Origin of the sequence: Chryseobacterium luteum, assembly GCF_000737785.1 — a bacterium.
GTDB lineage: Bacteria > Bacteroidota > Bacteroidia > Flavobacteriales > Weeksellaceae > Chryseobacterium > Chryseobacterium luteum.
This window is the reverse complement of sequence record NZ_JPRO01000015.1, coordinates 93,042-113,244: the sequence shown is the minus strand read 5'-3', so window position 1 is coordinate 113,244 and position 20,203 is coordinate 93,042. Positions and strand designations below refer to the sequence as shown.

Sequence of the window (20,203 nt, the reverse complement as noted above, 5' to 3'; positions counted from 1 at the left end):
TTCTGTTATTGTGCCTGATACAATTGACGACAAACATCAAGGTCTGTTTTTATTTTATCATATTCCGACTTTAAAGTTTTATTGATGGTACTCAGACTGTCCATTGTCATTTGGTTTCCGGACAGCTGCTTAATCTGTTTTTTAGCATCCACAAGATCTTTAAAGGTCATGATGGTGTTATTATACATGATTTTGTTTTTCAGAGTGTCTTTCGGAAGCTGCTTGTACATATCGGCAAGAATGGATAATGATAATTTCTCGTTGAAGAAATCATTTTGTCCCGGTACACCTATTGAATCTACAGCTGCCTTTACTTTTTCTAATTGGAAAGAAAACTTGTCCTGAGTTTCCATTTCTTTTTTCATTTTTGCATTTTCAGCTTTCAGCAAACTATTCTCTTTGAAAGGAAAATAGGCATTAAAAAATACAGCAACAAGCAAAACAATAACGGTAATAACGAAAAACAGGATGAAAAAGGAAAAAGCTCTCGAGCGTTCTTTTTTATTAAGGACTTCCATATAAATGAGTAATATTTGCGTTTAATTAAATTTAATCTGCGAGAAAAGTTCTGCTTCGTTTAGAATGGATAACCGAATCTCTGTCGTCTGTATTTTCTGAAACAAAGATGCTTCCGTCCCGTTTTTTGCCGATGTAATCCAATCTGTTAAGGACCGAATACAGATCTTCAAGAGTTTTCATGAAAACATTTACTTTGGCAATGGTCACATCCATATGGTTATGATTATAATCTGTATTGATAACATCTGAAAAAATGGTTTCAAAATATCCCTGGCTCACATTACACCATTCCGCAAAATAATTCAGTAATTCTTCTTTTCCGGCTCCTGAACGCGCATCAATAAAATTTTTAAGCACTCTTGCCAAAGCAACGACCGACAGCAACATATTCGCCGGAGGTGTATGTGGAGAAAGCCACCTGAACCTGTTGATTTCCTGGCCAAGATAATTAAGCGTTTTATCCGCCATCAGTCCCATCATCACAGCTAAGGAATTATTCTGCTTTTTTACGTGGATTTTTTGTTCAATCTGTACGGCGTACAATTCAATCTGCCCATAAAAACGGTCGATTTCCACATATAAATCCTGTAATTTTTTAGAACTTGTAATACTTACGCAGGGTGGAATATAATTTTCATCAATTCTGGACTCTCCTGCGTTGACCAATATCTTACCAATTGTAAGATAGCCTGTACCGAAGCCTAAAGTATTTTTCAGTTCCTTTTCCGGAACAAGATTTAATGAATATTCAGGCTGTGTATAAGGATATCTTGGCGGGTTTTCTTCGGGGTCGGGCTCTCCGAAAGGTGTTCTTTTAAAATGGTTCACAGAAAGGCAAGCCATCAAAACCACGCTCTCATTATCTTTTATTTCGTATGCTGCCTCAGGATACGGGATCGAGAGATTAATGGCTTCGGAACTTCCGGTACCGATATCTATTCTTGATCCGCTTGGACTGATCGCATGGCACTCTTCTACTTTTATTCTAAGTAGTTTATGATTATCAATAATCAGGCTCAGTTTAATGGAATCATTTACAGGCAATAACCCGTAATTAATCATAGAAGTATGAATCCCAACCGCATCTCTTACAGAATCGCTTACAAAATCCTGTACATCTGCAAAATGATTCTTATTGATTTTCATCCCGTCTATCCAGTTTACGGGAAAGTGGTTTAGTTTTTCTATCATGGTGTTTACTTGTTCTTACTGAATTTATTGTATTATCAAAATTTTCACTGCTCTCTTAAAAAAAGTCAAAATCTTATTTTTTTATTTTAAATGTAAAAGCTATAATTAAAAAAAGTAAAGAAAAACTTCCTACAATTGTTGTGAATAGCCATTGGTTCAAAAAACTGTTAATCCTGGCATTCTGTGGATTTTCTTTTGAATATACAATCTCTACCTGATCTCCAACTGAATAGGGCTTTGAATTACCATGCCCTACATTAGATTCTACCTGTGTAAGACGATTTTGGGCATCTTTAAATTCAAAGGTGGGATAATAATAGGTGATCTTTTTTGTAGTTCTTTTGTTTCCGTTTTTCTTTGTTTCTGTATCTGTTGTTGTTCTGTAGGAAATAACTGTGGCCTTTGCTGTAATGGCATTTTCCAAAAATGTATATTTATTGTATCCCATATACAGTGCTATTCCCAGAAGAAGTATTCCTATTGATAATAAGCCCTTACTCATTTATATTATGTTTTTTTTGATTTTTTTTTATTCGCTTATAACTCTTTCGTTGTCTTTTTCTTTATCATATTCAAAATCGGGAACCTCGTTGCCTATTCGGTCTTCCGGCAGTGCCAGCTCGTTGGTTCTGAGGCAGAATATGACACTGTTTTCTTCTATACCATTCATATAAAGGGTAAGATCGGGATCAATATACTTCGTAGATTCGTACCATTTAGGCTGCAGAAAGAAAACCCAGCTGTAAAGGCCATTGGGTCCGTCTATTTCAATTTGGTCTTCAGAGTGTCTTTCATTATAATCTATTACAAAGTTGTAAAATAACCTTCCAAAATCAACTCTTGTAGGACCTTTTGCCCGGTAAACACTATATTTTTCCGCATGACGGTCTTTATCCATTAAAAATGTAAATACTACCAAATCCCGCATTTCTTCATCGCTTACCCCTGCCAGTTCTTTATAATTTTCAGGGAATTGCCAGGTTTTATAGATTTTCGGCGGTATTGCCATTGCTCTGTTGAAGGTATCATTCAGAAATATTGGCATAAAGAATATAAGAAAGTGTCCTAACATTAAAAATGAGAAATCAATCCCATTCAGAAAAGTAAAAATAAGTATGAAGGGTATTGCAGAATACATTATTGTTACAAGTGCGAAGAGATATTCGGTTCCAATATTCTTTGTCCCAAATTTTCTGAAATAAGTTCTGTACATCGAGCAATGGATCACTCCTATCACTAAAGAACATACCTGATAAAAAATGAATTCGTACAGGTTATTATCCTGAAACAGCTTATTAAATCCCAAAAATGCAATGATGGAATAAATAAAGGCTACAGAGAAAATATAGGTATAAAATTTACTTTTATACTTCTGCTTAAACTCCGGAACTTTTTGGGAAAAGACCATGGTAAGGATAATACTGATAGCCAAAAAAATCAGAATTGCTACTAATATTTTCGGTTCAAATAAATTAATAAAATATTTTTTCAATCGTGTCATATGCGTGTGTTATAGCCTAATACTGAGTTTTGTTGTGAATGGAATTCGAAATTTTCTTTTTCTTCGGGAAGTAAAATGGTTGTTTCTATCTCAACTTCTATCGGGAAAAAGTATTCATAAAAAAGGTCTACAAATTTTTTCATAGCTCCATCATGAATGTAGTCAGAGAAATTAGAGTTGACCAATGGACCAATCCGAAGATTAAAGTGACTTGAATAATCATCGTAACTATTACCGGTTATCAGTTCCAATCCCAACCTAGCATTCCCAAGCAGAATACTTTGCTCCTCATCCAGATATTTCTGGTAAGCCTTTGTATTCGTACTTACTTTTTCTTCTATTAATGATGAAAGTATCTGGCATGCCAGATCTATATTACCTACTATTTTGTATGTATAGGGAAGTATTCTGATGAATTTCGACACCAATAATGATGGAAGATCTTTACTGATTCCCCAAAAATCGTAAAACATTTCAGGCACTAAAAAGCCATTCAGATCAGATAAAAAGTCCTGTTCAAATCCTTCTATGGCAACACCATAACTAAATATTTCGTTCTCAAAAGGCTGAAAAAACCGTCTTGCTTCTTTTTGTTGCCGTTTTTGTACCTGATATTCCTGGATCATCCCATCCACATCCTTTTCAGGCGAATCATTTCTTGCTGCGTGGATTAAATTCTCGGGAAGCATATCGTAAAATCCGTCACGGGAAAGTACAATTTTCAGCATTTGGGTATCGTCGAGGTCATAGTCTACCACCTCAGAATCCAATACATCAAAACGGAATGCCCTGGAAAACTGGCCTTGCCTAAAAACCACATACTGGGATTCATCAATATCTTTACTCTTCAAAAGATTGTTGATGATAACTTCTCCCCTGATGTCATGTTTAAGCGAGGTGATGTGTTTCGAAAGGTTATTTAGTTTTTCCATAATTAGTTTTTCGGTTTTAGCCTTCCTGCTGCCACATACCTGAGCTGAAAATATTCATCATTGAAATCATAAATATTAAGTCCATTGGACGTGCAAGCTAAAATCCTGTCATTATTCAGGTAAATCCCCACATCGGAAATCGGGTGCATCTTGTCATACCGAAAAAATAAAACATCCCCTTCTTTTAAAAAGGCTCTTCCTGTAAATAATTGTAAGGATTTTGAACGAAAGATACCGTCCGGTGTTTTTTGGAAAGTTTCCCCATAGACATCGCTGTACAGGGATTGGATAAAATAAGAGCAATCTACTCCGGTCTTTTCTTCTAATGTCTGTTTTTTGTATGGAGTACCTATCCAATTATCAATGTATGAGTATAGTTTGTAGTTGGTAACTATTTTGGGCATCACTTCCATTATGATGGAATATTTTTCCTTTATGCGGAGCTCTTCATCGCTTAATTTCTCAATATTATCATCCACATTGGAATATTGTGAGTTGACATTATTTTGGATTCCGCCTGCCTTTTCAGCATACGTTTCGGATGAAAAATTATAAGGGATTTCCTGGATATATTTTTGGGTACCGCAAGAAATTATTGAAAGCAGACCTAATAAAACTACTATCAATTTGTAGAATTGCCATTGAGAAAACATTAATCAAATCATTTGTGTTTGACAAATATATTTAAAAAAATAACACGAAAATTATTTTGCTGTAAAAAAAAAGCTTGTTTTATATATAAAATCATAAATATATTTGTCCTGAACACAAAAAACACAATGAAGAAAACCAAGATCAATTTATTTTCGAATATTGACCCCAAAGTTTATGCAAGTTTGGGAGTCCTTTTACTGCTGGGTTTAATCGTTCTTTCATTCCAATACCGCAGGCATGTGGATTGTGAAAATGCAAAATTCATTGTTCATTCCGATGAATTTATGATTAACCGTGTAGTAGAGTTTTATGACAATACAGAAGGAGCCAAGTCCTGGGAATGGGATTTCGGAGACAGTACGGCCGTTGATTTGAGACAACGAACACTTCATCAATACAGAAAACCGGGAGATTATATTGTTAAGTTAAAAATTAACGGTAATTGTGTCCATGAAAAGCTCATCAATATTTCCAGCATAAGCCAGCAAACCGGATATTTACCCGCAATTATAAGCCCGAACGTTGTTTCCGTTGGAGAAGCTGTAAAGTTTGATGCTGAAAAAGAAGGTGGAGAATCATGGGAATGGAGTTTCGGGGAAAATGGAGGTACTGATGCTCTTGATAAAAACCCTTCTTATCAGTTTAAATCTGTCGGTGAGAAAAAAATAACACTTATCGTGAATGGCGATGTAGAACACACCGCTGTGAAAACGATCTATGTAGCTCCCAAAACTATCATAGCAAAACAGAAAATTGATATGAAGTCTTATGAATTTGAAAGACCTCATGTTGCCTTCTCACTCCCTGTAGGAAGTGCACAGAAAGATCCTTTGGTAGATATGCTTCAATACATCCCGGTGTCTCCAAAATCTAAATTGAAAAAAGATTCTATATCAATTGAGAATAAAGCTCCTGAAATCTCCAATGAACAACTTCAGCTGTTATTAAATCAGGTAGCAGCACAGCTTAAAACAAAAGATGATTTCAAAGACTATCTCTGCGGAAAATATGACATTCCTGTAGTTGTTAATGATAAAAAACTAATCCCTTTTGATCAATTCTGTCAACTGATTGCCGGTAAAAAAATAAAAATTACTGCCCTGAGAATCAATAAAGATCAAAAAAACTGTATTCAGAATCTAAACATTCAATATAAAGTCAAAAAAATGATGATTTGGATGAAGGAAAAATAAACACAAAAACGATGAATCAAGAAGAAATCACTTATAGCCAGGAAGTTACCAAAGCCCTCAATATTGCACAAAAAATCGGAAGGGAAAACCTCAACGCTCAATATACCGGTGCACATTTACTCAAAGCAATGCTTAACAGAGACCTGTCGCTGCTGAAGCATTTAGAAAATCTTGGCGTGGATGTTTTTTATCTGGAAGAATGGGCCGAAGTCCGTATAGAAGAATTACCGAAATCACCGAATAAATATTCGTGTGAACCGGATGAAATTATTGATGAGATTTTTGCTGAAGCAGACCAGATAAGAGAAATCCTGGATGAACAGGAAATCTCCCTTTTTGCAATAATGACCGCCATAAGTTCTCCCGGTGTTGCTTTTAGCTTTGATCAGATGAAAACTTTTCCGGTAACAAGAAATGAATTATTAAAAGATGTATCCTCTTTTGGAGAAGATCATATGACAGGGACAGCCGAACCTATCAAAAAAACAAGCAAAGGCTTTATTCAGAAATATTGCATCAATACTAAAGACAAGGTTAAGAAAAAGAACAGAAAAGAATTACTTGTCGGAAGAGATACCGAAATCAACAGAATTACAGAAATTTTATGCCGGTACAGCAAGCAGAATGTACTTGTTATTGGAGATCACGGTGTTGGAAAAACAGCACTCATTGAGGGATTTGTACAAAAAGTACTCCTGAAACAAATTCCTGATATTTTGGGCGGATTGGAAATTTTCGAACTTGATATGGGGGCATTGATTGCCGGAGCTTCCTACAAAGGAGAGATTGAAGACCGTATCAAAAATATTGCCCACGAAATGAAAGCAATTCCCAAATCGGTGCTGATTATAGAGGAATTTCATTCTTTATTTGGCAGCCACGGTTCAGATTCAGGAATTATCAACCTTTTAAAAAGTGAGCTTTCCAATGGCCTTACCCTTATTGCCACTTCTACCATAGAAGAGTACACCAAAAAAATTGAAAAAGAGCAGGGTCTTGCAGGAATGTTTGAGCTTCTGAAGCTGGAAGAAAGCACGGATGAAATTCATTTCAGGATGTTAAAGCAAACTTTGGAAGATTATCAGATTCACCATAAAATCAGCATCGATGACCAGACAATGCGGGAAGCGATAAGACTTTCTCAAAGGTACATGAAGGAAAAAAGCCTTCCGGCTTCTGCAATTGATCTTATTGATCACACCATGTCGGTTTTAAAAACGGCAGGCGAATCTTTTTTAAAGGAAAGAAATCACCTTATCACAAGAATTATTCATCTTGAGGACAACACCAATAATTATACGGAAGATGAACGGAAGATGCATGCAGACTGGCTTCTCAAAGATTTAGTTGAGAAAACAAAATACCTTATCAGTACCGCAGATACTCATGAAGAAGAAAATGAGCTTCCTGAATTTGAAAATACGGATGAACTTTTAGCTTACGCAAGAAATCTTATTGAAAAAACAGAAAAGATTGCCCAGGAAAAAAGAACACATATTACAGAATTTGATCTTGCGCTTATCATTTCTCAAAAAACAAATATTCCGACAGGAAAACTAAAAGAAGAAGAAAAACAAAGGCTGAATGAAATGGAAGGCGTTCTTGCAAAAAGAGTTGTAGGACAGGATCATGCCATTACAATTGTTTCGGAAGCTGTTTTGGAAACCCGCTCCGGACTGAGTAAAGCCGGACAGCCCATCGGTTCTTTCTTTTTCCTGGGACCCACAGGAACCGGGAAAACAGAACTGGCAAAATCGCTGGCGGAATTTTTATTTCAGGATGAAAATGCGATTATCCGTTTTGATATGTCTGAATTTAAAGAAGAACATTCTGCGGCACTGCTTTACGGAGCGCCTCCGGGATATGTAGGATATGAAGAAGGAGGCCTTCTGGTCAATAAAATCAGACAGAAACCTTACTCTATTGTACTTTTTGATGAAATTGAAAAAGCGCATACTTCTGTTTTTGATGTGTTTCTTCAGATTATGGATGAAGGAAAACTGCACGACAGATTGGGTAAAGAAGGGGACTTTTCAAATGCCATCATTCTGTTTACTTCAAATATAGGGTCTGAATTTATTGTTGAATCATTCGGAAACGGAGAAATTCCGCAGTCATCCAAACTATTAGAAATGATGAGCCGTTTTTTCCGTCCCGAATTTTTAGGAAGGCTTACCGAAACCATTCCTTTTGCTCCTATCAGCAAAGATAATGCCCTGAAAATTTTTGAAATTCACCTGAAAAAAGAATTATTGGATTTAGCGCAAAATCTGAATATTGAACTCTTTATCAGCCAGGAGGCGAAAGAATATCTTTCTACAGAAGGTTATGACATTAAATACGGAGCACGCCCATTGAAAGGTGTAATCAGAGGGAGATTAAGAAGACCTTTAGCTAAAAAAATTGTTGCCGGGGAATTTAAAGACGGCGACAAAGTAGAAGTTATTTTAGAAGGTGAAGAAATTGTCTGGAAGAAGAAGGAGTAAAGGATTTTACTATTTTGAACTCTGAATTTAGTCAATACTTAATCTGGCAGCTATCATCTTTTTGGTATCACTTCCTCTGAAAACGCCGGACTTTCCAAATGAAGTAATAATCAAAGCTAATGAAAGTTCTGAACATGGTTTGGCGTTTCATTGGCTTTGATAAGTTATCGTTATTCTTCAATATTAGAATTCCTACCATTAATGACCGGAAAAAGCCAAATATATTTTAATATCAGCAGTTTATATTTTTAACAAAGCAGCCACCACAAATTGAATGATTTTAGTTTTCCGTTTTCGAAATAGAATAAAAAAGCATCATCGCCGTCATTCTCAAGACCAATCCTGAATCTGCACTCATTCTTATGCTCCAATTCTTCTTTCTTCAAATTGGGGAAAAATTTTTGGAACTCTTCTAATGTTGTGTTTTCGTTCAGTATAATTTGATAAGATTTGATTTTAAACTCATTCCCTTTTGAAAGTGCAGTATTGAAGAGCACAATATGATTATTGGTATCAAACTGAACATTGCCGGTGTAAATCGAAGTTACCTTTCCATCAAAATCTCCGTAGGTATCACGGTCTTCATTGTACTTTCCATAGGTTTTGGTCATCCATTTGTCATCCAGCCAATTAAAAGGATTTCCGCACTCCCAGATTTCTGTTTTGACAGAATCTCTTTTCGGATACAGCTGATCAAAGATTTTCTTATCCAAAATCATTTTATGGTTATTCAACAATGCATCTTCTATTTTCAGAAAAGAATCTGAATAAGGTTTAAATGCTGGTTTTTCTAATGCTTTAATGCTGGTTTTTTCAACGGATTCCGTATTTGATATTTCATTGCCATTGCCGGATGGTAAAGGTTCCTTTTTGCCGTCTTTACAACTGAAAAGAAAAAACAGGGCCAATAGAATCTTGAGTATATTTTTAATTTTCATTCGTTTTTCGTCTTTTCAAATAAGTTATTATGCTGAAATTTAACAATCCCAATATCAGGGAAACAGGAAAAAATATCATGATTCCCATCATTCCCATAAAAATAGCTGCAGGCAGATTATCAATAACTTCGCTTATTGGTTCTTTAAACATCAACGCAAGAGAATTACCAATAAATAAAATCGTCATACAACTCAAAACAGAAGTCAGAATTAGCTTGAAAGTATTATAATTTTCAAATTTTGAATATCTGAAAAACAGAATATAGAACACAATACAAGCGACCGACATCCCAATCATCAAAGGATAATTGACATCTTCATTAAACGAGTTTAAACCTCCCAGGAATAAAATCCCGTTTCCAATTGATAAATTGACAAGGATTACTGTTACTGTAATTTTTATTGTATTTCTGTCCATAAAACTTACAAATTAATCATAATCGTTAATATAGTAAATCTTACGATTCGAACCACTGGAGTTTTTTATAATGGAGTGCCGAATTTTCGATGGAGGTATTTTTTGTTTTTGTTTGATTTTTAAATGGACTGTTAATTTTAGCAGTTTTGTTCCTGATGAAAAAATATAAACGATACTGACGCTCTTTTAAACCATTAAGATTGATCAACAGTATATTGTTTTTCTCTAATTTTATAAATTTAGGGACATCGTAATTCTCCATATATTCCGATTTGCCAATAAATATTTTATAATGACTCAATGTTAGTAACAAGGTTCATTTTTATTAAAAATACAATATGGAAAACGCACATCTATAGAATCTTTTAAAGCATAAGTTTTGATACTATCCATTTTTCCTTCTTTATTGTAATACTTCCATTCTCCAAATTTCAAATTATTTCTTACCTCACCTTCAGCTTTCTTAATGGGAATTGTTACAACACCTGAATTCTTTTTATTTTCGGGATAATAGTAATCTATATAATGACCATTTCCTTCTAAAAGCTCATTTTCCACTTCAGATATTCTTTTTACGTTACCCTTCTTATCATAGAAATAGCTTTTCCCTGATGGAACAGGATCGCCTTTAATTTGAATTTCATGTCCTTTTGTAAGTCCGTTATTAATAGATATAAATTGAATAGTCGTTTCGTCTTCAAATATTAATTGCATACTTTTAACAATACCATTTTCACAAACCAGGTTCCCGGATTTAATTGAAAAATCTTTTTTAAATTGTTCAATTGAATTATATTCTGATGAGTTGATATTAGAAAATTTGTATTGTTCCCAGTTATCACAGGTATTAAAATTATATTCTTTCCTGTAAATAAGTTGACCATTAGCCCATTTTTCTTTTTTAATTAGTCTACTTTTTTTATCAAAATATTTCCAGATTCCTTGATATTTCCCTTTTAAAAATTCTCCTTCTGCATAAGTATAAGGGACAAGTGTAGGATTATCATCTCCTGAAGTTTGATAGTAATTAAAAAGTTTTGTTTTTCCATCAAGTATCTGACAATCGTTATCGCTTTTCCAACAGAACAAACCGTTACTTAATTTATCTAATTGATTTACATTTAGATAATTAAATTCTTTTTTATAAGGAATTCCCTTTTGAATTTTATATATTTTACCCTTTCCAAATCCTGGAGGTTTTTCATATTTTTGTTGCGCGCAGGAGTTTAAAAAAAAACACAAACTAAAAATTAAGGAAATGAATATTTTCATAATTTTATTTATTCTCAGTTACAGAGCCCTAATAAGATTTCACATCGTTTTGCAAAACCTTCCCTTGCAATAGCTTAACATCCTCGTGTAGAAATTACCCTAAGACATTATTTCAACTTCCAATATTACTTCCTGTTGAGCATCATTCTCGTTGCCAAAATATGCTCGCAAGGACCCTGCCTTAAACCATTTGTTTTGTAAAAACCGCACTGACAATTTCCGTCCGTCAATCGTTGGTCCTTATCAATAAAAGCTTCCGTTTTGTGAGTGGAATTATTTTCTTTTACCGTTCCGCAGATATGGAGAACTTCATTTTTTACACTATAATCAATTTTCACTTTGCCTTCCGAAATCAGCTGATCCGCTTTTTCCTCCTGCGGACTCGAAAAACGCAACTGCTTCATGTCCAAAGGTTCCTGGGTCAGTTCACGAACCCTGTACAATCCCGAATTGAGGTCGTAAATTACTCTTCCCGCTTGTGTATAAGACGTCAGCGAAGCCGAAACTGTAGCGGTATCGAGATTCAGTTTTCTTGAAAGTTCAGTAGTGGTTCCGAACCATGTTTCCTTTAAGGCATTGAAAACTTTTTCCTGAGTCAGTAAATCCACATGACTTCTCGGAGCCATCAGATCAAAATTTCCGGCTCTGCTCCAATCATTGGTGGTCCATCCTGAAAGTCCCAGAGTAAAGGACATATCTCCCAAATCCGCAATATAAAATGAAGGCAGTCCGTTTCCTAATAAAACCACTCTGAAATTTTTGGCAATAGGAATCAATCTTTCCAGAATCAACAACCTTCTTCTCCCCCAAATTCTGATCGTTTTACTTTCCGGTCCTTTATAAATAGAACGGTGAAAAGTTAATGTTTCGTACCACGGCTCAAAAACTGCCTGAATAGGTTTTCCGGGCTCAAGAATAAAACGCAGTGCTCTCGGTCCTTTTTTCTCCTTAAACCTCCTTAGAAACTGACAAATACTGAAAATATCCATCGGATGAAGATCGAAAGTCGTTGCTGGTAAAGTCATTGCAGAACTCACCTGTAAAAATCCGCGAACCCACGAATCTGGTAAATCTATTTTTTCTTCCTTGTAAACTTCTTCGTTTGTGGTAAGTGCCTCAAAACCCGAAGGATCAATTTTAAATTCTGTGTCTTTATAGTCCCTTATTTTTTGGAATTCGTTGTAAAGCGCAGCCGAATAATCAATATTTGTCGTGCCACATTTGAATTCGCTGATCTCCGTGAAAACATTGTAACTGCTGCTCAGTTTTCCGTAAGTGGATTCGTCCTGACTAAAACATTCAAAGAAAACTTCATCAGGATGAACCGTAATGACGGGATCGAGAACAAACCATGCATCTTTGTCTTTTTGGTACAGATAATCGAAATAAGTTTTTTTAGCGGTATTGAAAGGGCCTAACACCCTGTTTTTTTCCTTATACACCAGATCGAGTTCTCCCCTTACTTCAGCCATTCTTTTTCGGACCTCTTCTATCTGGAATTCTGCCATATAATCGCTCAGCCAAAGTTTTTCCTGTTCAGCGACCCATTCTTTGTATTCTGTTTTGTCTTTCGGCTTGAAACGCAGATCGGAAACCACCACATCATGCAATGCAGAAATGGCTTCCCTAAAAGGAATTCTTTTATTGAGTTTACCTACAAAAAATGTCGGATCTCTTTGCAGATCAGGTGAAAAGCTCATTTGCGTACTCGTTGCAGAGTTTGTAATGGCTGTATCTTTATGAAATTTATAATCGAATAACATGGCTTAAGAGATTAGTTTGAGGTGAACATTCAGTTGGGGATAAATCATTTTCAGATCGGAAATGATATTGATGCACTTTGCCTTATCCTGAAGTGCTGTAGTTGCCGATAAATCGTCTAAAATTTTACTGACGATTTCTGCCGATTCTGTATTTTTTCTTCCTTCTTTTTCCAGAAAAGTGAAAATCCTGTTTTTGGCAGTTCTCGCTTTGTTTACCCTTGAAAGCACAGAACGGAAGTAAAACTCTAATTCCTTAAGTTTTTCGGGTTTGTCTGTTGCATATTCTTCAAGATATGAGGTCACGAAAAGCTGTATGTTCTGACTCGGATGTTGGCTCAGTTTGGTAAGATATTCCAATCCGTGTTCTTTTTTGAAGAATTTCATGATGAGATTTTTACCGAAATTTTCCACATCAGTACGCACAGAATCTGCTATTCCGACCAGACAGTCCGTATCCCAGTCTTCATCTTTGAATTCGGTTTGGAAGAAATGAAATGCAAATTCCCGGCTGTCGTCCCATTTTGCATCCAAAATTCCCAGCGCATGATTACGGTCCGATTTGATTTTTTGAACATTATTTTTATAAAAATTCCATGACCATTGTCTTACTGCCAGAAATTCGTGATTGGCCAGAGAAATCACCTGTTTCAAAGTAAATCTGCTGTCATCATTTACCTTTTTAAGGAGTTCAAAGCCGAAAAGCTGGTTTTTCACACTGTTTGCAAATAGTAATCTGATGATCCATTTTACAGGGATATCGGTACTATATTTCGATGTTGTTTTTTCAAGATAATCTCTGAATAACTGATGGGAGTTTTCAAATTTTTGCTCGGTCATCAACAGATCAAACAACTTTTCAATGGTTTGCAGCTGAATTTCAGATTGAAATTCAAACTGATCGTTCAAAGAAAGTATGTTTTCTGCCACTTCTTTGTAACCGGAAGAAATCAATCTAATAACTTCCTGCCAGTTTTTCGCAATTTCTTCTTTCGGATATTGATTTAAAAGACTGATTCCGTTTTGCCTGATGGATTCGTTTTCGTTGTTTAACAGCAATTCAATAATTGAAAGAGGAATTTCCGTTACAGGATATTTTTTGGATTTGGAAAGTAGAATTTCACTTGCCAAAAACCGGTTATTATTCAACGGAGAAGTCAGTAATTGCGCGATAATTTCCCAACTGATTTCGGAAAAATTAGAGAAAGCCGTTATTTTAAGTTTTTTTGTGGCAAATTCTGCAATTTTGTTATTTTCTTCATTATTTTCCAGAGAAATCATTTGTATGATTACTTTTCCAAGCACGGCTTTTTGCTGATCTTCCGGCAAAGATGCTTTTTGGAGTAAATTATTAATGAATTCATTGGATTCTTTTCGTGAGTTCATAACCAGAATCGTGATGAATTCTGTAGAAGAAAGAAAATGTTGTGTATTGTTTTCTATTGTTGTTTTTGCCCAGTTTCTTGCCTCTTCGTTTTCGGAAATTAAAATTTGTGCTACAAAAATTTCATTTTGCTTTAATTCTTCCTGTCTTTTTTTCAAAGCATCAAAACCTAAATTTTGAGGGTATTTTGAAGATTTGCAGAGGAGCTGTACCATCATTTCAGGCTCTATTTTTTGCAGCAAATCTTCGTAATCCGGATGAACGGAAAGATTTTCGTAAGCAAATTTCATGACCAGATCCATTTTTGCCTGCATCAAAAGCTGAATGTAAGCTTCGGGCATTTCGTCCCAAAATCCGGGATAAAGTTCAGGTCTTGATGGATTTGGATCAGGCTTTGTTACATCTTCTTCCTGTTTAGGTTGAGGAACAACTTCTTTTTCTTTATTTGATCCAAAAATATTTTTAAATGTACTTATGATATTCTCTAAAGCTCCTTTCTGTTGATTTTTAGCGGAAGAGTCTTCGGAAGAAATTGAGTTTCCATTGGTCCCCGATTCTACTTTATTGACTTTATTTTCCTGATAATAATAATCTGCACTCCAAAATTCTTCTTTTTTGAAATAAAATTGAAGTTTGGAGTCCATTTTACGGTTTTTATCGTTCCCGAAAAGTAAGGTTGTAAGAAGTAAAGACTGGTAACATTCAGGGAAATCGACCACCGTATAATGGAATCGTTTGCTTTCCCAGTCATATCTTCCGTAAGTGCTTAAAGGTCTTCTGTTTTCGGGAGTATAATCTGCATCAGAATATTGAATAAGAACATTTACTGCAAATCTTAAATATTCTTTTGCTTTATTTTGTTTTCCCAGTTCTTTTAAATAGTAAAAACCATTCTTCTGAAAATAAAGTTTGGTGAAATTTGAAAATGCAAGCCTGCTTTCATTGCCGGAAAGCTCTTTTCTTACATTAACGGAATCTCCGAACTGATAAAAATACTGGTCCTGATTCCATGCTTCTTTGTCCAGACTGGCCGTTCTGTTGAACATCGGCGTTTTCTTTTCAAACAAAAATGAAAGCATTCCCAAAACCTGAGCATCATCTCTGAAACGGGCGAGTTTATAAATCGCACGAATGTTTCTGAAATAAGGCGATTCAAACGGGATCTGCCCTATAATATCTTCAATCACTTGAATCAAGGAAGGGTATGCTTTTGATAGAAGATAAAGATAAGCCAGTTCGTCTGCTTTTTCTTTTTTTGCGAATTTTTCCGAATAATGTTTCTTCAGACTGCCGTAATCGCCTTTATCGATGGCATACTTTATTTCGGGAGGCAAAATCTCCAATAATTCAGAAACCGTTTTTTCCAATTCCGGACCTTCGTTAATTGTCAAAAGCGCATCAAAAGCCACATTTCTGATATACTGTTTGTGCCTTGTACTGTTTGCAATGCTGTGAAGAAGTTCAGAAGCCTGAGCAATCTTTAATGTTCTGATTGCAAAAATGGAAGCATATAACTGCATTTCATCACCTTTTGTCGCCAATTTCAAGATGTAAGGAGTGACTTCTTTGATTTCCATTTGAGCGGCTTTCCAGATCACACGGGAAGTTTTCCATTCTGTTTTGAAGGAATTGATTCCCTGTGTGGCATCTTCCAGACGTTTCAATATAACGCCTTCCGCAGAATTCATATTTACGGTGTCTAATGAAGGAAGTTCTACAAATACTTCGATTTCAGACTGATATCCTTTATTTCTTTTTTCTTTTTCAAGTTGCTCAAAAATATTTTCAGCTTTTTCTCTGGAGACAAATTCGGGAGTTTTACTGCCTTCCTTCAATGCAGTCCCGCGTTTTCCGTAACGGAAATTGACTATAAAAGCATCGGGATTGACTTCACAAAGGTCTATTTCGTAAACTTTATCCGATTTTCCTTCGTGGAAAAATAGTTTGGTTTGTTTGATAATTCTCATCTATCTTATTGATTAAGATGGTTGCTAGTATGGGTTGGGTTCAGGCTAAAAAATATTCCACCAGTCTGTTTTTTCTTCTTTTGGTGCGATAATTTCTTCTTTGTCTTCGGAAACTTTAATTGTTTCTGCAATTTCAGGAATGGTTGTTCTGACTTCTACAATCGGTTTGCCGTGTTTTGCAATGATTGCGCTCAGTTTTTCTTTGAAAACCAATGCTTTGGACGGATTTACCATATTTACAAAATTGATATAGCCTTCCACCGCATTGATGAGATGAAATGCTTTCCCCCAGGTCTGATTTTGCCATCCGTTGACTTCGATATTGTGTAAAAGTGCTCTGAATTTTCTGAGCTTTTTTCGCTCGACATTCAGTTTTTCATTGACTACGATTCCTGTCACTTTCTGCTGATGCTTCCTTCTCATGATATGAAGCTTATCGGGATGGATCGTGAAGTCTTCGGCGTTAATCACCTGTTTTACGAAGTATAAAAGCTTATTGATGTTCTGTTCGTTATCCTGACCGGCAGAAAAAGTAAGGTCATCTGCATAACGGGTATATGTAAATCCGTATTTTGCAGCCAATCCCTGTAATCTTTTATCCAGTTTGTAAGCAATGATATTGCTGATCGCCGGACTTGCAGGTGATCCTTGCGGTAAAAATCGTTCTCCTTTATGAACAAAATATTTAACATCATCAAGTAAGACTTCTTCTGTATGAGCCTGTGTGCAGACCAATGCAAAGATGGTTGACAGCTGTTCTGAATATCCAAGCTTTGAAAACAGACCTTTCACTCTTTTATAGCTGATTGACGGGAAAAAATCCTGCAGGTCTATATTAATGATGATGTCTTTTTTAAGATGTGATTCTGCATTGGTGACAATCGATTTTTTTATGGTGAAACCATGAACAACCTCTCCTACAGGAATTTTATTCAGTATATTTTCTAAAATCCAATGCTGGAAATGTCTCAATTGAGGCTTCGGAGCGGAAATTTTTCTTTTTCCCCCTGATTTTTTTGGAATTTCAAAAACGTGGTAATGAGATTTTTTTGAAACGCTTCTGTGAAAAGCAAGGTATTTTATCACTGAAAGACCGAAACCCGATTTCTGACTGAAATCCAATACATTTTCAAAAACAGGAAGTGAAAACTGAAGCAGTTTTTCCGTGTCTGAATCGCTTTTATGAAGACCTTTCGAAACATTTTCACCAAGATAAATGATTTGTTGCTGCTGTAAATTTTTCCAGTAATCAGCTTTGTCCTGTCGTTTTTGTTCGCTTTTTTGTTTGGTTATTTCTCTTTTGGCTTTTGCGTCATTCATGCGTTTTTTACGCATTTCACGGAGCATAGCTTCCTGATTGCCGTATTTCCTGTCTTTTGCCAATAATTCCTGCAATTCCTGTTGTAAAACGGCTTCTCTCTGGATCAGCTGTTCGGGAACGGAAGGCGTGGAAGTTTCCTGCCAAAAGCCAAGTCTTTTCATTTCATCCAAGATGTAACTGTCTTTGGAAGATGCTTTTATACGGTCATAAATCTGTTGTCTGCTGAGATTTTGTGACATTTGGTGTATTTTTTATAAATAAAAGCCCTACAACTGAATAGGGCTTTGTTTGATATACCTTCGTATCTTCTGAGGACTATATCTATCAACTCCAGAAATGGTACTAGTGCGTACCTTTATTTTCCCGGAAAATGAACTGAAAAGGCACGCACTAGTACCAATTTCACCATTAAAGATAGTATGTAGTGCAGTATGCTAAGCAATTTTACATCGATGACGAAACATCATCATTTCTTAAAAAGAAAAGCAAGGATCTATCTTTCCCAAATATATCAAAAAATATAATGGTACCCAATATTAATTGAATTATTTAGATTTTTATATTGAAATGCTGAATTTTCGGTAGAGGTATTTTATTTTCTTTGACTTAAAAAAATGAAGTTTTGTTTCATTATTTTTATTATGATGGAGTCCTAACATTTCAAAATAAGGTGTATGAAAATATTTGTATATTAGTATACCTACATCTCAAATTAATAACCATGGAAATATTACAGAAACCAGTATATATTTTCCCCGGCGATATACATCCCAATGCTGATCTTATAAAAGAGCAAACAACAGCCTGGATCTGTTCAAATTATCTTTTCTTAGAGGATCATATGCAAAAAAAATATAAATACTCGGATTTTGGATATTTTACAGCACGTTGTCTTCCACATCAGCCATATGAGTCTCTATTACCCTGTACCAGATTTATGCTTTGGGCAACAGTATTTGATGACTACTATGAATATTGTACTGCAGAAAAGCTATCATTATTGAGAGAAAGAATAACAGCGATATTTAATGGGGATGCTGTACATGAAAAGGAACATTTTTTCCTTCATGAAGCTGCTGTAATAAGAGATGAGCTTTCTGCACTTATGCCAGATATATGGATGAAGCGTTTTATTAAAAGCTTTGACGCCTATATGGAAAGCATGCTTTTTGAAATACCTTATAAGATTCCGGATTATTTTCCCACTTTAGATGAATTCTTTGCTCTGCGGGAAATTACCATTGGAATACAGGCATTTATAGACCTTATTGAATTTCAGACAAAGGAAATATTACCTGATTCGATTTATTACAGCTCTTTTTTTAGAGATTTATATACACTCACCGCAAGGATATCTGCCTGGTGTAATGATTTTTATTCGATAAGAAAAGACTTAGATAGAGAACCATTAAATTTAGTATTGGTGCTTAAACATCATTATAAGCTATCTCTTGAAAAAGCCAACGAAGAGGCATTACGCCTACACAACGATGACGTGCAACAATTAATCAATTTACAGCAGAATATTCCGGATTTTGGTGAATATACGGAGACCGTACGTCAGTTCGCCTTTTATTTGGGTGTTATGATCCAGGGACAATCGCAATGGTATAGCAAAGATACGCGACGTTATTTAGAAGGAGGCCATCCAGACCTTCACACCTTTAAAAATATACCCTAACAGGTTTAAAGTGACACCCAGCGACATCATACCGAAGCACTTAACATTGTAAATCAACACATTACACTAATTTACAGAACCTTATAGAACTCGAACTACCGGAGTTTTCATGATGGAGTGCCGAATTTCCGGCGGAGGTATTTTTTCATCAACACATCTGAAACGCTTGATTTCTTTTTGGCTCATTTAGGAGATTTTGAGCTCGCAAAAAACAGAAAACAACCCGAAGGTTGTTCTCATTATTTATTTCCTTTTGTAAATAACTGGAAATCAATTATTATAGTTCCAAAAATATCAAATCAACACATTTGAAACGTTAACATATCTCCAACCAAAGTAAATCAGTAAATGCGAAAATCAATATAATCTAACTCACCCGGCTGGAGAAATCATTAATTCATTATTAAGGCTTCCAAAAGCTCCATACTGTTCCGTTATAAACTGCAAGCTGTTTTTTAGTGGTATCATACACCATCATTCCTGCAGATGGGGCTATAATACTCAAATGCGGACTGGCAACTTTAGGTAAAACCATAGCTTTATTATTATCAGCCAGAACTAATATTCCTTTTGTGGTATCTGTTCCCCCCAAAGTCGTGCTGATACAAACCTTTGCTCCCGGCTGCTCTACCCTGTCATTTGCCTGGATATTTAAATCTGCAGTCCCGGTTGCATCAACGCTCAGATCAACCCAGTTATTGGTATCTTTTAAATATTTTACTTTGTAGTCTGAGGTATCAAAAATAAGGGTTCCGTTTTCTATAATCCCTGTTTTATCTGTGACATAAGGGAGTAGAAGTCCTCTATCCTCGTTGTCCCCAAATTGCAATGAAACAGAGCCATTAGTTACGTTGTCTCTACTGATTCCTATTTGTGCCTGTAAAAAAACACCCATTAGAAACCCAATTACTATTATTGTATTTTTAATCATTTTAATTTTAATTTTGATGAAAACTGTGAACCTGAAAAATGAAAATATCAACATT

The 20,203-nt window shown here is 35.4% G+C and carries 16 protein-coding genes; 3 read left to right on the top strand and 13 right to left on the bottom strand.

Annotated features, from left to right (window positions below):
- Nucleotides 1–5: 5 nt before the first annotated feature.
- The 6 genes from tssO to IX38_RS16050 all read right to left on the bottom strand — a co-directional run bounded on the left by tssO (nucleotide 6) and on the right by IX38_RS16050 (nucleotide 4,769).
- The gene (tssO, locus tag IX38_RS16075) at nucleotides 6–518 is read right to left on the bottom strand and encodes a type VI secretion system TssO (protein WP_034706660.1); all 513 of its coding nucleotides are present in this window, start codon (nucleotides 516–518) and stop codon (nucleotides 6–8) included.
- Between the two features lie 31 nt (nucleotides 519–549).
- Nucleotides 550–1,710 carry a hypothetical protein gene (locus tag IX38_RS16070; RefSeq protein ID WP_034706659.1) on the bottom strand — a complete coding sequence of 387 codons (1,161 nt, stop codon included), beginning with the start codon at nucleotides 1,708–1,710 and terminating at the stop codon, nucleotides 550–552.
- 73 nt (nucleotides 1,711–1,783) lie between these two features.
- Nucleotides 1,784–2,212, bottom strand: a complete 429-nt coding sequence (locus IX38_RS16065) for a DUF3592 domain-containing protein (protein ID WP_084680299.1) — start codon at nucleotides 2,210–2,212, stop codon at nucleotides 1,784–1,786.
- Between the two features lie 27 nt (nucleotides 2,213–2,239).
- Nucleotides 2,240–3,211, bottom strand: a complete 972-nt coding sequence (locus IX38_RS16060) for a TssN family type VI secretion system protein (RefSeq protein ID WP_034706656.1) — start codon at nucleotides 3,209–3,211, stop codon at nucleotides 2,240–2,242.
- Nucleotides 3,208–4,143: a type VI secretion system baseplate subunit TssG gene (locus IX38_RS16055; protein ID WP_034706655.1), complete on the bottom strand. Its 936-nt coding sequence runs from the start codon at nucleotides 4,141–4,143 to the stop codon at nucleotides 3,208–3,210. Before IX38_RS16055 ends, IX38_RS16060 begins: the two co-directional genes overlap by 4 nt.
- 2 nt (nucleotides 4,144–4,145) lie before the next feature.
- Nucleotides 4,146–4,769 (bottom strand): C40 family peptidase, encoded by a 624-nt coding sequence (locus IX38_RS16050; protein WP_228377980.1) that lies wholly within the window; start codon nucleotides 4,767–4,769, stop codon nucleotides 4,146–4,148.
- Nucleotides 4,770–4,922: 153 nt separating this feature from the next.
- Here IX38_RS16050 and IX38_RS16045 point away from each other — a divergent pair, with 153 nt between their 5' ends.
- Together IX38_RS16045 and IX38_RS16040 are read left to right on the top strand one after the other, a co-directional pair.
- Nucleotides 4,923–5,990 carry a PKD domain-containing protein gene (locus IX38_RS16045; protein WP_034706650.1) on the top strand — a complete coding sequence of 356 codons (1,068 nt, stop codon included), beginning with the start codon at nucleotides 4,923–4,925 and terminating at the stop codon, nucleotides 5,988–5,990.
- Between the two features lie 11 nt (nucleotides 5,991–6,001).
- Complete coding sequence (locus IX38_RS16040; protein ID WP_034706698.1) at nucleotides 6,002–8,476, top strand: AAA family ATPase; 2,475 nt, start codon at nucleotides 6,002–6,004, stop codon at nucleotides 8,474–8,476.
- Nucleotides 8,477–8,724: 248 nt separating this feature from the next.
- Here IX38_RS16040 and IX38_RS16035 read toward each other — a convergent pair whose 3' ends face one another.
- The 6 genes from IX38_RS16035 to IX38_RS16005 all read right to left on the bottom strand — a co-directional run bounded on the left by IX38_RS16035 (nucleotide 8,725) and on the right by IX38_RS16005 (nucleotide 17,775).
- Nucleotides 8,725–9,414, bottom strand: coding sequence for a hypothetical protein (locus IX38_RS16035; protein ID WP_034706649.1), 690 nt, complete (start codon nucleotides 9,412–9,414; stop codon nucleotides 8,725–8,727).
- Entirely contained in the window at nucleotides 9,404–9,832 is a 429-nt protein-coding gene (locus tag IX38_RS16030) for a hypothetical protein (protein ID WP_034706648.1), read from the bottom strand. Before IX38_RS16030 ends, IX38_RS16035 begins: the two co-directional genes overlap by 11 nt.
- A 303-nt stretch (nucleotides 9,833–10,135) precedes the next feature.
- The gene (locus IX38_RS22040) at nucleotides 10,136–11,104 is read right to left on the bottom strand and encodes a hypothetical protein (RefSeq protein WP_051884821.1); all 969 of its coding nucleotides are present in this window, start codon (nucleotides 11,102–11,104) and stop codon (nucleotides 10,136–10,138) included.
- Between the two features lie 125 nt (nucleotides 11,105–11,229).
- Nucleotides 11,230–12,867, bottom strand: a complete 1,638-nt coding sequence (locus IX38_RS16015; RefSeq protein ID WP_034706643.1) for a hypothetical protein — start codon at nucleotides 12,865–12,867, stop codon at nucleotides 11,230–11,232.
- 3 nt (nucleotides 12,868–12,870) lie between these two features.
- Entirely contained in the window at nucleotides 12,871–16,215 is a 3,345-nt protein-coding gene (locus tag IX38_RS16010; RefSeq protein ID WP_034706641.1) for a WGR domain-containing protein, read from the bottom strand.
- Between the two features lie 45 nt (nucleotides 16,216–16,260).
- The gene (locus tag IX38_RS16005) at nucleotides 16,261–17,775 is read right to left on the bottom strand and encodes a retron St85 family RNA-directed DNA polymerase (RefSeq protein ID WP_051884820.1); all 1,515 of its coding nucleotides are present in this window, start codon (nucleotides 17,773–17,775) and stop codon (nucleotides 16,261–16,263) included.
- A gap of 482 nt (nucleotides 17,776–18,257) precedes the next feature.
- On the opposite strand from IX38_RS16005, the gene IX38_RS16000 reads away from it, so the two are divergent.
- A complete protein-coding gene (locus IX38_RS16000; protein ID WP_034706640.1) occupies nucleotides 18,258–19,217 on the top strand; it encodes a terpene synthase family protein in 960 nt (319 codons plus the stop codon).
- A gap of 403 nt (nucleotides 19,218–19,620) precedes the next feature.
- Here IX38_RS16000 and IX38_RS15995 read toward each other — a convergent pair whose 3' ends face one another.
- Nucleotides 19,621–20,112, bottom strand: coding sequence for a hypothetical protein (locus tag IX38_RS15995; protein WP_228377979.1), 492 nt, complete (start codon nucleotides 20,110–20,112; stop codon nucleotides 19,621–19,623).
- Between the last annotated feature and the right edge of the window lie 91 nt (nucleotides 20,113–20,203).

Bases quoted from the DNA above. Each gene is read 5' to 3' on its own strand.
- tssO (WP_034706660.1), bottom strand. From the start codon at position 518: ATGGAAGTCCTTAATAAAAAAGAACGCTCGAGAGCTTTTTCCTTTTTC.
- IX38_RS16070 (WP_034706659.1), bottom strand. From the start codon at position 1,710: ATGATAGAAAAACTAAACCACTTTCCCGTAAACTGGATAGACGGGATG.
- IX38_RS16065 (WP_084680299.1), bottom strand. From the start codon at position 2,212: ATGAGTAAGGGCTTATTATCAATAGGAATACTTCTTCTGGGAATAGCA.
- IX38_RS16060 (WP_034706656.1), bottom strand. From the start codon at position 3,211: ATGACACGATTGAAAAAATATTTTATTAATTTATTTGAACCGAAAATA.
- IX38_RS16055 (WP_034706655.1), bottom strand. From the start codon at position 4,143: ATGGAAAAACTAAATAACCTTTCGAAACACATCACCTCGCTTAAACAT.
- IX38_RS16045 (WP_034706650.1), top strand. From the start codon at position 4,923: ATGAAGAAAACCAAGATCAATTTATTTTCGAATATTGACCCCAAAGTT.
- IX38_RS16040 (WP_034706698.1), top strand. From the start codon at position 6,002: ATGAATCAAGAAGAAATCACTTATAGCCAGGAAGTTACCAAAGCCCTC.
- IX38_RS16035 (WP_034706649.1), bottom strand. From the start codon at position 9,414: ATGAAAATTAAAAATATACTCAAGATTCTATTGGCCCTGTTTTTTCTT.
- IX38_RS16030 (WP_034706648.1), bottom strand. From the start codon at position 9,832: ATGGACAGAAATACAATAAAAATTACAGTAACAGTAATCCTTGTCAAT.
- IX38_RS22040 (WP_051884821.1), bottom strand. From the start codon at position 11,104: ATGAAAATATTCATTTCCTTAATTTTTAGTTTGTGTTTTTTTTTAAAC.
- IX38_RS16015 (WP_034706643.1), bottom strand. From the start codon at position 12,867: ATGTTATTCGATTATAAATTTCATAAAGATACAGCCATTACAAACTCT.
- IX38_RS16010 (WP_034706641.1), bottom strand. From the start codon at position 16,215: ATGAGAATTATCAAACAAACCAAACTATTTTTCCACGAAGGAAAATCG.
- IX38_RS16005 (WP_051884820.1), bottom strand. From the start codon at position 17,775: ATGTCACAAAATCTCAGCAGACAACAGATTTATGACCGTATAAAAGCA.
- IX38_RS16000 (WP_034706640.1), top strand. From the start codon at position 18,258: ATGGAAATATTACAGAAACCAGTATATATTTTCCCCGGCGATATACAT.
- IX38_RS15995 (WP_228377979.1), bottom strand. From the start codon at position 20,112: ATGGGTGTTTTTTTACAGGCACAAATAGGAATCAGTAGAGACAACGTA.